10 protein-coding genes are annotated in these 11,916 nt (G+C 71.3%); 9 read left to right on the top strand and 1 reads right to left on the bottom strand.

The features are described 5' to 3' along the window. On the bottom strand, positions 1–1,625 hold a 1,625-nt coding region (locus tag CM1CMNOD_RS06495), incomplete at its 3' end, for a serine/threonine-protein kinase (RefSeq protein WP_131773898.1). A 411-nt stretch (positions 1,626–2,036) separates the two neighbouring features. Between CM1CMNOD_RS06495 and thiO the strand changes: the two genes are divergently transcribed. From thiO to CM1CMNOD_RS06450, 9 genes are all read left to right on the top strand, one after another. Next, on the top strand, positions 2,037–3,302 hold the full coding sequence (gene thiO / locus CM1CMNOD_RS06490) for a glycine oxidase ThiO (RefSeq protein WP_013872872.1): 1,266 nt from the start codon (positions 2,037–2,039) through the stop codon (positions 3,300–3,302). Next, the gene (gene thiS / locus CM1CMNOD_RS06485) at positions 3,299–3,505 is read left to right on the top strand and encodes a sulfur carrier protein ThiS (RefSeq protein ID WP_013872871.1); all 207 of its coding nucleotides are present in this window, start codon (positions 3,299–3,301) and stop codon (positions 3,503–3,505) included. Before thiO ends, thiS begins: the two co-directional genes overlap by 4 nt. 1 nt (position 3,506) lies before the next feature. Next, a complete protein-coding gene (locus tag CM1CMNOD_RS06480; RefSeq protein ID WP_013872870.1) occupies positions 3,507–4,280 on the top strand; it encodes a thiazole synthase in 774 nt (257 codons plus the stop codon). 269 nt (positions 4,281–4,549) lie between these two features. Further along, on the top strand, positions 4,550–5,104 hold the full coding sequence (locus tag CM1CMNOD_RS06475; protein WP_013872869.1) for an Hsp20/alpha crystallin family protein: 555 nt from the start codon (positions 4,550–4,552) through the stop codon (positions 5,102–5,104). A 552-nt stretch (positions 5,105–5,656) separates the two neighbouring features. Then, the gene (locus CM1CMNOD_RS06470; RefSeq protein ID WP_131773897.1) at positions 5,657–7,174 is read left to right on the top strand and encodes an NAD-dependent malic enzyme; all 1,518 of its coding nucleotides are present in this window, start codon (positions 5,657–5,659) and stop codon (positions 7,172–7,174) included. Positions 7,175–7,399: 225 nt separating this feature from the next. Beyond that, positions 7,400–7,765 (top strand): hypothetical protein, encoded by a 366-nt coding sequence (locus tag CM1CMNOD_RS06465; protein WP_013872867.1) that lies wholly within the window; start codon positions 7,400–7,402, stop codon positions 7,763–7,765. Positions 7,766–8,015: 250 nt separating this feature from the next. Next, positions 8,016–8,834: a hypothetical protein gene (locus tag CM1CMNOD_RS06460; RefSeq protein WP_013872866.1), complete on the top strand. Its 819-nt coding sequence runs from the start codon at positions 8,016–8,018 to the stop codon at positions 8,832–8,834. Positions 8,835–9,081: 247 nt separating this feature from the next. Further along, positions 9,082–11,151: a fumarate reductase/succinate dehydrogenase flavoprotein subunit gene (locus CM1CMNOD_RS06455; RefSeq protein WP_013872865.1), complete on the top strand. Its 2,070-nt coding sequence runs from the start codon at positions 9,082–9,084 to the stop codon at positions 11,149–11,151. Next, positions 11,151–11,909 carry a succinate dehydrogenase/fumarate reductase iron-sulfur subunit gene (locus tag CM1CMNOD_RS06450; protein WP_013872864.1) on the top strand — a complete coding sequence of 253 codons (759 nt, stop codon included), beginning with the start codon at positions 11,151–11,153 and terminating at the stop codon, positions 11,907–11,909. The genes CM1CMNOD_RS06455 and CM1CMNOD_RS06450 overlap by 1 nt, the downstream gene beginning before the upstream one ends. Positions 11,910–11,916: the final 7 nt, after the last annotated feature.

Genomic DNA, 11,916 nt, shown 5'->3' with positions numbered 1-11,916 from the left:
GCCGTGTCGGCTTCCCCCGCGGCGGGCGTCCCCGCGGGGGAAGCCGACACGGCCGGGGCAGCCGAGGCGGCAGCGGACGCGGTGGGGGTGGCACCGCCCGGCGCGGACGGCGGGGCCGCCGAGATGGTCACCCTCGGGGCTGGGGAACGCAGCCCGACCCCCGGTAACAGCAACAGCAGCAGTGCCGCCACCGCGAAGCCGCCTGTCACCGGTACCAGCACGCCCAGCACACGGCGGCGCTTCCCCGGCCCGGCGGCGGCCGGCACGACGGGCTCGGCGGTGCCAGCCGCCGCCGTGACCGCCACCGGCTCGGCGGAGCCCGGGACAACCTGCTCCGAGATGACCGATTCTGGGGCGACGGGCTCCTGGACGACGGGTTCCGGGACGACCGCCGACGTGGCGGACGCCGGCTCGGCCGGCGTCGGGGCCACGACCGCTGCCGCGGCGAGCTGCGAAGAAGCGGAGCCAGCCACGCCGGCAGAGGCAGAGTCCACGCTGGCAGGGCCGCCGGCCGCGCCCGTGGCGGCGGGTGCCGGGGAGACACGGCCCGCGGCGGCCGGATCTGTGGTGGACGGGTCTACAGCAGCCGGATCCACGGTGGGCGGCTTGGGGATGTCGGCTGCCGGCCCGACCGGTGGCACGTTCCCACCGGCGACGTGACCCGCGCCTGGGCGTGGTGGCAGGGTCGGTGCCGTGCTCGTCCCGCCAGGCGGTGCGGCGGGCCGCGGCAGCCGGGGAACGGGATCCGCGAGCCGGCCGGTGACCGTCGACGTCTTCTTCGGATCGTCCGCGGAGACGGGCGCGCCGACCTGGCCGCCGCGAGCGGCCTCTATCGCGCGCAGTTCCGCTAGCACACCCGCGGCGGTGGCGGGACGCTGGTCCGGCGCGGCGGCGAGGGTCCGACGCACCAGCGCGACCAGCTCGTCGGGGACGTTGTCGGCCAGTTCGTCGGGCAGCGCCGGTGGCGGCCCGGCCAGCATCTCCCGCAGCAGCTGCGTCGGCATCCGGCCGGTGAACGGTGGCTGTCCGGCCAGCAGCGTGAAGAGGGTGGCGCCGAACCCGAAGATGTCGGAGGCAACGCTGTGCTCCCCACCCTGGAGCACCTCGGGCGACGCGTAGCGGGGCGTGAACGCCACCGACGCGGTCGTGTTCTCCGCCGCGTTCTCGACCACGGCGATACCGAAGTCGCTGAGCACGGCGGTCCCGGACTCGCGGATCATGATGTTCGCCGGTTTGAGATCGCGGTGCAGGACGCCGTGGCGGTGGGCGGTCACGAGGGCGTCGGCCACCTGCGCACCGACGCGCAGCACCTCGTCGGCGTCCAGCCGCCCGGCGTCGGCCAGCCGGTCGGCCAGCGACCCGCCCGAGACATACTCCATCGCGATGTAGGGACGCCCGTCCCGGGTCGTCCCAGCGTCGAAAACCGAGATGATGTTCGGATGGCCGGTCAGGCGCCCGGTCACCCGGCATTCACGCAGGAACCGCCGCTTCGCGTCCGGGTCGGCGAGGACGGCGTTCATCACCTTGACCGCGACCCGGCGGTCGAAAATCTCCTGTCGGCCCAGGTAGACCGTGCTGAACCCACCGTAGCCGATCGGCTCCAGCAGCCCGTAACCGTCGATCATGTCAGATACCCGCCGGCCACCGCCGGCAGCGGACGGGCCGGACGGGCCGGACGGGCCGGACGGGCCGTCTCCCCGGCCAGGCCGCCTGCGGTGGATCGCCGGCCGCGTGGGCCAACGCCCCCGTCCACCGGCAGCCGTCGGGCACAGGCTCGTCGGGCACAGGCTAAATGCGGAGCGCCGTCAGGCAGTACCACGATATCCGGTATCTCCTTGTTCGGTACCGCCGCGCCCGGTACCACCACGATAAATCCGATCATAATGATTCAGCCCATGACAGGCGCCTCACCCATCGACGGGATGTCTTTCCGCTGCCCACCGCTGCGGGACAGGCCAAACTTGCGATTGAGGCTGACAGTATCGGGTGAGCGGTATCGGTGAGGACAACGACACCCCAAGTGTATAAGGAGGCTCATGCCGGCAGCCATCATGCCGCCAGGCGCAGCCGTCGCGCCGGCACGCGCAGCCGGGGCCCGCGACCGGGGTGCGCCGGGGTCCCGGCCGGACGTCATCGTCGCCGGCGCCGGTGTGATCGGGCTCGGCGTGGCGTGGCGTGCGCGTCTGCGCGGACTGACCGTCACCGTCGTCGATCCCGCGCCGGGATCGGGCGCCAGTTGGACGGCCGCGGGCATGCTCGCCCCCCTCAGCGAGCTCCACTACGGCGAGCAGCCCCTGCTCGCGCTGAACATGGCGTCGGCACAGCGCTACCCCACGTTTGTCGCGGAGCTGGAGCGCAGCAGCGGCACCGAGGTCGGCTACCTGCGCTGCGGGACGCTGGTCGCGGCCTGGGACAGCGCGGACATGGCCGGTCTGCGCGACATCCACGGCTTCGCGCGCTCGCTGGGCCTGCGCACCGAGCTGCTGACCCGGCGCGAGCTGCGCGCCCGCGTCCCGGCGTCGGCGAGCGGCCTGGCCGGCGCGCTGTCGGCACCCGACGATCACCAGATCGACAACCGGCTCCTGCACGGCGCGCTGCTGCGGGCCTGCGCGGCCGAGGGGGTGACGCTGCTTCCCACCGCCGCGCGGCGGTGGCTGCTGCGCGGCGACCGGGTCGTCGGGCTGGAGCTGGCCAACGGCACCGAGCTGACCGCGCCGGTGGTCGTCCTCGCCTGCGGAGCGTGGTCGGGCCAGATCGACGGGCTGCCGTCCGGGGTGCTGCCGGCGGTCCGCCCGGTCAAGGGCCAGACACTGCGGCTGCGTACCGTCGGGCCGCCGCTGCTGACCTGTGTGCTGCGGGGCACGGTGCGCGGCCACCCGGTGTACCTGGTGCCCCGCGCCGACGGCCGGATCGTGGTGGGGGCCAGCAGCGAGGAGGCCGGCTTCGACCTGCGGCCCCGCGCGGGCGCCGTGTACGAGCTGCTCCGGGACGCCCAGGCCCTCGTCCCGGGGGTGGGCGAGGCGGAGTTGGAGGAGGTCAGCACCGGCCTGCGGCCCGCCTCACCGGACAATGCGCCGCTGATCGGCCCATCCCGACTACCCGGGCTGCTGCTCGCCGTGGGCCACTATCGCAACGGTGTGCTGCTCACCCCGGTGACGGCGGACGCCATCGCCGGCCTGCTGGCGGACGGTGCCCTGCCCGACGAGGTCGCTGCCTTCACCCCGGCCCGGTTCGACCATGCCGTCGACCACGCCGGGGACCAGGCCGTCGAGAACCGGTCGACCAGGGAGGACGTCAGATGACTCTCACCGTGAACGGCAAGGCCATGCAGGTGCCGGCCGGGATCACACTGCACCAACTCATGATCATGATGAGTGTTTCCGCCAACGGCCGCGGGAGCGCCGCCGCGGTCGACGGCGTCGTCGCCCCCCGCAGCCGGTGGGAGAGCCTGGAGCTGCGCGCCGGCCAGCACGTGGAGATCCTGACCGCCACCCAGGGAGGCTGACATGGCCGACGACGCGTTCACGATCGCCGGTGAGGAGCTCGGCTCCCGGCTGATCCTGGGCACCGGCGGCGCGCCGAGCCTCGCCGTCATGGAAGCGGCGATCAGGGCTTCCGGCACGGACGTGTGCACGGTGTCCATGCGCCGGGTGGACACCACCACCCCGGGCTCCATGCTGGACATGCTCGCCCGCTGCGGCGTGCGGGTGCTGCCCAACACCGCCGGCTGCCGCACGTCCCACGAGGCCGTTCTCACCGCCGAGCTCGCCCGGGAGGCGCTGGAGACGAACTGGGTGAAACTCGAGGTGATCGCGGACGAGCAGACCCTGCTGCCGGACCCCGTCGAACTCCTCGACGCGGCGGAACGCCTGGTCGCCGAGGGGTTCACCGTCCTGCCCTACACCAACGACGACCCGGTGCTCGCCCGACGCCTGCAGCAGATCGGCTGCGCGGCCGTGATGCCGCTGGGCGCGCCCATCGGGACCGGGCTCGGTATCCGCAACACCCACAACATCGAGCTGATCGTCGCCGAGGCGGAGGTCCCGGTCGTCCTGGACGCCGGGATCGGCACCGCCTCCGACGCGGCGCTGGCCATGGAACTCGGCTGTGACGCCGTCCTGCTGGCGTCGGCGGTGACCCGCGCCCAGGATCCCGCCCTGATGGCGGCGGCGATGGCGGCCGGCGTCACCGCGGGACGGTTCGCCGCGCGGGCCGGGCGCATCCCACGCCGCCACCATGCCCGGGCGTCGTCACCCGTCCACGGCACAGCGGTGTTCTGACCCAGCCCGGCTCCGCCGGCAGCCCCGTTCCGTCGGCGGCATCCGGTCCGCGTCCGGCGGCGTCCGGTTCCCGGGCCGGGATCCCGCCGCCGGCGCCGTTTGCCTGCCCGGGTAACGGAAAGGAGCCGTATGGGGTGGTGTCCACCCCGGGAGGCGCACCAGCCGGCATATCGGCATCGCGTGCCGGCGTCCCACTGCCTGTCACCGGTCGCGTCGGGCCCATCGCCAGCAGTGAGTCGCCAGGAACAACCGCGAAGGAGTGATCGACCATGACCGTTCCGTCTGTGCTCAGCCGTCCGGGCCCCCTCGCCCGACGCGGGTGGGACCCGTTCGCCGAGTTCGGCGACCTCTACGAGAGGATGGGACGGCTGCTCGACGTCTCGTTCCCGGAGCTGACGGCCAGGGAGCGGCGTTCCTGGGCGCCGGCGGTCGACGTGGAGGAGACCGAGGACTCCTACCTCATCGACGCGGACCTGCCCGGTGTGCCCGCACCGGCCGTCAACATCGACGTCCGGGGGAACGAGGTCACCATCGCCGCCGAGATCACCGAGCGGGAGCGCAGCGGAGTGATGCGCCAGCAGGCGCGCCGCACCGGCCGGTACGAGTACGCCGTACGGCTGCCCGGGGACGTCAACGCGGAAAGCTCCGAGGCCCGGCTCGCGGACGGGGTGCTGCAGCTACGCCTGTCGAAGGTGTCCGCGACGTCGAGCCGGCACGTCCCCGTGCTCGAGGCCGGCGAGAAGAACGGCCGGAGCGAGCAGGCCGGCGGCGCCACGGCATCCGGGCAGAGCACCGAGTCCGGCTTCCGCCCCGCGACGTCCTGACTGTCCTGGCCGGAACTCCCCACGCTTCCGCCCGCTGTCCACGTCCGCCTGTCCGACCTGCCTGCCACCGGCCTGCGGCGGCGGCAGGCGACGGCCGACCGGACGGAAGCGGTGCTCTTCTGCCGCCCGCCGGGGCCACCAGTTCCGGCGGGCGGGCGGCACGTTGTCGGCCACCGGCTGATCACCTGCTGCCCGGGCGCCTGCCAGCGCCAACTGTCCCGGCCAGCGCCAGATCGCCCGGAAACTTTCCCTTTGGTTTCCAAAGACGCGTTTTGACCGCACAGGTCCTGACCGCACAGCGTCCTGGCCATCGTGTTCCGACCCGGTCGGCGTATCCCGGCCCGGTCGGCGCATCCTGTCCCGGGCCGGGCGCGTCCTGCGCGGGCCGGGCAAGGCCGGCGTCCCACCCCGGATATCCCCGCTCCCGCCGTCCCCACTCCCTGTGATCTTTGCTGCCACGCCCTGGCCTACGCCGGATTCGGGACCGCGGCTGCGAGCATCGATGCGGGCACCTGCCCACGTTGTCGCTCGAACGACAGATGGAGCACGTTCGTGGCCGTCCCCAGCGTTTCGTTCTCGATAACGGTGCGCCTTGACGTACCCGCATCGTCACAGACCGTCGGTGAGATCACCACCGCCGTCGGCAAACTGGGCGCGGTGGTCACCGCCCTCGACGTCGCGGAGTCACACGCGGGCCGGCTCGTGCTGGACATGACCTGCCTGTGCGTCGACGGCGAGCAGGCACAGGCCATCGCCGAGACCCTGCGCCACATGCCGGACTTCGTCGTCCGGCGGGTCAGCGACCGGGTGTTCCTGCTGCACCTCGGCGGGAAGATCGAAGTCGCGAGCAAGGTCGCGCTACGGACCCGCGACGACCTGTCCATGGCCTACACCCCCGGTGTCGCCCGGGTGTGCCTGGCCATCGCCGACCGGCCCGACGACGCCCGGCGGCTGACGGTCAAGCGCAACAGCGTCGCGGTGGTCTCGGACGGCTCGGCCGTGCTCGGCCTGGGCAACATCGGCCCCACCGCCGCGATCCCGGTGATGGAGGGCAAGGCCGCGCTGTTCAAACGGTTCGCGGACATCGACGCGTGGCCGATCTGCCTCGACACCCAGGACGTCGACGAGATCGTGCGCACGGTGACGCTGCTCGCGCCCGTCTTCGGCGGCATCAACCTCGAGGACATCGCCGCGCCCCGCTGCTTCGAGATCGAACGGCGGCTGCGCGGCCTGCTCGACATACCGGTCTTCCACGACGACCAGCACGGCACCGCGATCGTCGTTCTCGCCGCCCTCACCAACGCGCTGCGGATCGTCGGCAGGTCGCTGGGCTCCGTACGGATCGTCACCAGCGGGGCGGGCGCGGCGGGCACGGCCATCCTGCGTCTGCTGCTGCGAGCCGGCGCGGGCCGCGCGGGCGGCAGCGTGATCGCGTCCGACATCGGTGGGATCATCTCGCCGGCCCGCGACGACCTGGACGACAACGGCCGGTGGATCTGCACGCACACCAACCCGGGCAGGATCATCGGGACGCTGCGGGACGCCCTGATCGGCGCCGACGTGTTCATCGGCGTGTCCGCGCCGGGCATCCTCACCGGCGCGGACATCGCGACCATGGCCGACGACGCGATCGTCTTCGCGCTGGCCAACCCGGACCCCGAGGTCGACCCCGCGGACGCCCGGCTGTACGCGACGGTCGTCGCGACCGGCCGCTCGGACGAGCCGAACCAGATCAACAACGTGCTGGCCTTTCCCGGCGTCTTCCGGGGGCTGCTGGACTCCCGGGCCCGTGACATCACCGAGGACATGCTCCTTGCCGCGGCCCACGCGCTGGCGGCGGTGCTGCGCGAGGACGAGATCAACCCGCTCCACATCGTGCCGAGCGTCTTCGACGAGCGCGTGATGCCGGCCGTGGCCGAGGCTGTCAGCGCCGTGGCTGTCAGCGCCGTGGCTGTCAGCGCCGTGGCTGCCGGTACCGAGGCAGCCGGTACCGAGGCAGCCGGTACCGAGGCAGTCAGTGCGGTTGCGGTCGGCACAGTGGCGCGGCAGGCACTGGCCGATCAACCTTAGCCCACGACCAGCCAGGCCGTGGGCTGACGGGGCCGCGACCGACTTCAGGCACTTCGAGACGGGAAAAAAGTCCGTCCCGCTGGCCGGTTCGCCATCATCCGGATCATACTGCTATGTGAACGCAATATTTCATGCACATGACCGGCACGGTGGTTTCCCACGGACACGGACACCCGTCCAGGCCACCGTCGACCGGTGACCGGAGTACCACGGAGGTGGCGAATCGTGCAGTCGACAAGCCTGCGGGGGGAGCTTTCTGCCGTAACCACAGCGGTTCAGGAAGCACAACGCCATATCCAGCGCCTGCGCATTCAGGCACCGAACTCAAGGGCTGCCGACCGACTGGCGGCGGACGTCCGCCGGGTCATGGAGGACATTGACGACCTGGCCGCCGAAACTGCCATTCCGACGGAAATCGACAGTTCCGACAAACCGCCGACGGACACTACCTGCGAATCCCCCGAGCCGGTGTTCGTACCGGCCCGCCACGGTGAGTCGGAATTCCAGCCAGAATGCGACGACGAGGGCGTCGCCGGCGGCTGGCAGCGGTATCGCGCCGTGTCGTCGCGGCGGCGACGCGCCCGGGTGTGACGCCGCGACGGCGATCCGGAGCACGGACCACAGCTTGACGCCGGTATCGACCGACGACACGACCACCACCACGGAAAGTAACCACTGGAGGCGCGATCACGAGCGACTCGGGTTACCCTGATCGCGCCTCCAACGGCTGACGGCGGGTGGCCGGCAGGCCGAAAGGCCCAGTAGGGCCGGCAGACCGACGGCCACGCGACCATGGCTCCTCTTGCGCGGCTCCGGAGGCCTCACAAGGGCGGGGAGTGCTATGGCAACGCAGACGCACACCCGTGCCGACGGTCAGGGACCCGCCGGCATGGCCGCCGGCCGCGGCGGCGCGGCCCGGGCGAGCCTGCGGCAGGACCACTGGTGGGTGGCGCCCGCCGTCACAGTGGCGGTCCTCACCGGCTTCGTCGGCTATGGCACGTGGGCGGCCTTCCGGAACGCCGCCTACTACGCCGACCCGTACCTGTCACCGTTCTATTCACCCTGCCTGACCGATTCCTGCCCGCGCGACGCGCTCGGCTCCGGATTCTTCGGCGATCTTCCCTGGATCTCGCCCGCCATACCGATCCTGATTTTTCCACTCGGTTTCCGACTTACCTGCTATTACTACCGGAAGGCGTACTACCGGTCGTTCTGGTGGGCGCCACCGGCCTGCGCGGTGCCGGACGCCCGGCGGAAATACAGCGGCGAGACCCGGCTGCCGCTGATCATGCAGAACGTACACCGCTATTTCCTCTATTTCGGCGTACTGTTCATCGGCCTGCTCGCCTACGAGGCCGTCGGGGCGTTCGGTTTCGACGGTCATTTCGGCGTCGGGGTCGGTACCGGCATGCTCATGGTCAACGTGGTCCTACTGGGTCTTTACACCTTTTCCTGCCATTCCTTCCGGCATCTGTGCGGGGGCGGGCTGCGGACGCTGTCGGCGCATCCGATACGCCGACAGATGTGGCAGGCGGTGTCGGCGCTCAACCGGCGGCACATGGTGTGGGCCTGGGCGAGCCTGCTGTGGATCATGATAACCGACCTCTACATCTGGCTGGTCGCGGCAGGGCATCTGCACGACTACCACTGGGTGGCCTGAGGTGCCGGGCGCTCCGAGGTGTCGCCACCGCGCACCCGCCCGGATCCCGCCGGTGCCAGGACCGGCGCGGATCCGGCGTCCCATGAATCCCATGAATCCCATGAACCGGACGCCCCACCGGGCTGGGTACATCCCACGGATCGGACATGCACGGATCAGACGTACATCGCAGGCCGGACACCTGCCGGCCGGACACCTGGTGAACCAGGCATCCCGCGAACAACGTGCGGTGGTGACCACATAAACCATGAGCACATCGGAAAGACACACATACGACGTCGTCGTGATCGGCGCGGGCGGAGCGGGCCTGCGGGCCGCGCTGGAAGCGCATGAGCAGGGTGCCCGGGTCGCCGTCGTCTGCAAGAGCCTGCTCGGCAAGGCCCACACCGTGATGGCCGAGGGTGGTATCGCGGCCGCGATGGGCAATGTCTGGCCCGAGGACAACTGGCAGACGCACTTCCGCGACACGATGCGCGGCGGGAAGATGCTCAACCAGTGGCAGATGGCCCGGATCCACGCCGAGGAGGCCCCGGCACGGGTCTGGGAACTGGAGGAATGGGGCGCGGTCTTCGACCGGACGCCGGACGGCCGGATCCTCCAGCGCGACTTCGGCGGTCACCGTTTCGCCCGGCTCGCGCACGTCGGGGACCGTACCGGCCTCGAGCTGATCCGCACCCTGCAGAACCGGCTGATCAGCAAGAGGATCGACGTCTTCATGGAGTGCACGGTGTTACGCCTGCTGACCGTGCCGGGGGCAGCGGATACGCCGGGCGCCGGGCGGGCGTCGGGCGAACCCGACGCACTGTCCGCCCCGGCGCCCGCCCCGGCGCGCGAACGCGGCTCGGCGCGCGTGGCCGGGCGGATCGCCGGCGCCTTCGCGTACTGGCGCGAGTCCGGCACCTTCGTGCGTTTCGACGCGCCCGCAATGGTGCTCGCCACCGGGGGGATCGGCAAGTCCTACCAGGTGACGTCGAACTCGTGGGAGTACACCGGCGACGGCCACGCGCTCGCGCTGTGGGCCGGGGCCGCGCTGATGGACATGGAGTTCGTCCAGTTCCATCCCACCGGGATGGTCTGGCCACCTTCGGTGAAGGGAATCCTCGTCACCGAAGGTGTCCGGGGCGACGGTGGCGTGCTGCTCAACTCCGAGGGGCGCCGCTTCATGTTCGACTACATCCCACCGGTCTTCGCCGCCGAGACCGCCGACTCCGAGGAGGAGGCCGACCGCTGGTACACGGACAAGAAGACCGCCCGCCGGCCGCCGGAACTGCTCCCCCGCGACGAGGTGGCGCGGGCCATCAACGCCGAGATCAAGGCCGGCCGCGGCTCACCGCACGGCGGGGTCCATCTCGACATCGCCTCGCGCCGCGACCCGGAGTACATCCGCCGCCGGCTGCCGTCGATGTACCACCAGTTCACCGAACTCGCCGACGTCGACATCACCCGGGAGCCGATGGAGGTCGGCCCGACCTGCCACTACGTCATGGGTGGCATCAAGGTCGACCCGTCGACCGCCGCGGCGACCGTGCCTGGGCTGTTCGCCGCGGGCGAGTGCGCCGCCGGCATGCACGGCTCCAACCGGCTCGGCGGCAACTCCCTGTCCGACCTGCTGGTCTTCGGACGGCGGGCAGGACTGCACGCGGCCCGTTACGCCCAGTCGCTACCGGCGCGCAAGCGGGCCGTGGCCGACGACGCGCAGATCGACGCGACGGCCGCGGCGGCCCTCGCGCCCTTCGCGGCGGCCCTCACCCCGGGCTCCGTGCAGGCCGGCACCGCCTCCGCCGAGGGCACCGCCAGCTCCGCCAGGGGCACCACCTCCGCCAGGGACAGCGCCAGGACCAGCGTCTCGCCGTCCCATCCGCCGGAAAACCCCTACCAGCTCCAGAACGACCTCCAGGACGTGATGCAACGCCTGGTCGGGATCATCCGGACCGAGTCCGAGCTGGTCCGGGCGCTCAAGGAGATCGAGACGCTACGCTCCCGCGCGCGGCACGTCGCGGTCGTCGGGCACCGCCAGTACAACCCGGGCTGGCATCTCGCCCTCGACCTGGGATCGCTGCTCACCGTCGCGGAGTGCATCACCACGGCCGCGCTGGCCCGCCGGGAAAGCCGCGGCGGGCACACCCGCGACGACTACCCGTCCGCGGACCCGGCGTTCGCGACGCTGAACCACGTGCTCCGGCTGCGCGACGGGCGGCTCGTGCTCACCACCGAGCCCCTGCCCGCGATGCCACCGGAGCTGGCCGCATTGTTCGAGGATGCCGGCGCGGAATCCCGGGCGGATCGGGGCGCACCGGCCGGTGGGAAGGGCTCCTGATGGCAGCCTACGATCTTTCGCTGCGGGTGTGGCGGGGCGATGCCGACAGTGGTGATCTCCAGGACTACACGGTCGGTGTCGAAGAGGGCATGGTCGTCCTGGACGCGCTGCACCGGCTCCAGCAGACGCAGGCGCCCGATCTGGCCGTCCGCTGGAACTGCAAGGCCGGCAAGTGCGGGTCGTGCAGCGCCGAGGTGAACGGCCGCCCCCGGCTGACATGCATGACCCGGCTGAACCTGTTCGCGCCCACGGACACCGTCACGGTGACGCCGCTGCGGACGTTCCCGGTGATCCGGGATCTGGTCACCGACGTCTCGTACAACTACGAGAAGGCCGCGCAGGTGCCGGCGTTCGCCCCGGGAGCACCGGCAGGGGACGACGGGCACCACCGGATGAAGCAGTCCGACGTCGACCGCGTCCAGGAGTTCCGCACGTGCATCGAGTGCTTCCTGTGCCAGACGGTCTGCCATGTCATCCGCGATCATGAGGAGAACAAGCCCGTCTTCGCCGGCCCACGGTTGATGATCCGGTACGCCGAACTGGAAATGCACCCGTTGGACACACATGATCGGCGAGATCTGCTGCGCGGACAGGCCGACATCGGGTACTGCAACATCACGAAATGCTGCACAGAAGTCTGCCCGGAGCACATCTCGATCACCGACAACGCCATCATACCGCTCAAGGAAAGGGTCGTCGACACCGCATACGACCCGATCACGCGGCTCGGCAACCGCATCCTGCGCCGTCGGCGCTGACCCGCCC

Origin of the sequence: Protofrankia symbiont of Coriaria myrtifolia, from assembly GCF_900634755.1 — a bacterium.
GTDB classification, from domain to species: domain Bacteria; phylum Actinomycetota; class Actinomycetes; order Frankiales; family Frankiaceae; genus Protofrankia; species Protofrankia coriariae.
Note: the sequence above shows the minus strand (reverse complement) of the source record. Positions and strands in the feature narration are given on the sequence as shown.

Excerpts from the sequence above, each read along its gene's own strand:
- thiO (WP_013872872.1), top strand. The coding sequence starts at position 2,037 with ATGCCGGCAGCCATCATGCCGCCAGGCGCAGCCGTCGCGCCGGCACGC.
- thiS (WP_013872871.1), top strand. The coding sequence starts at position 3,299 with ATGACTCTCACCGTGAACGGCAAGGCCATGCAGGTGCCGGCCGGGATC.
- CM1CMNOD_RS06480 (WP_013872870.1), top strand. The coding sequence starts at position 3,507 with ATGGCCGACGACGCGTTCACGATCGCCGGTGAGGAGCTCGGCTCCCGG.
- CM1CMNOD_RS06475 (WP_013872869.1), top strand. The coding sequence starts at position 4,550 with ATGACCGTTCCGTCTGTGCTCAGCCGTCCGGGCCCCCTCGCCCGACGC.
- CM1CMNOD_RS06460 (WP_013872866.1), top strand. The coding sequence starts at position 8,016 with ATGGCAACGCAGACGCACACCCGTGCCGACGGTCAGGGACCCGCCGGC.
- CM1CMNOD_RS06455 (WP_013872865.1), top strand. The coding sequence starts at position 9,082 with ATGAGCACATCGGAAAGACACACATACGACGTCGTCGTGATCGGCGCG.
- CM1CMNOD_RS06450 (WP_013872864.1), top strand. The coding sequence starts at position 11,151 with ATGGCAGCCTACGATCTTTCGCTGCGGGTGTGGCGGGGCGATGCCGAC.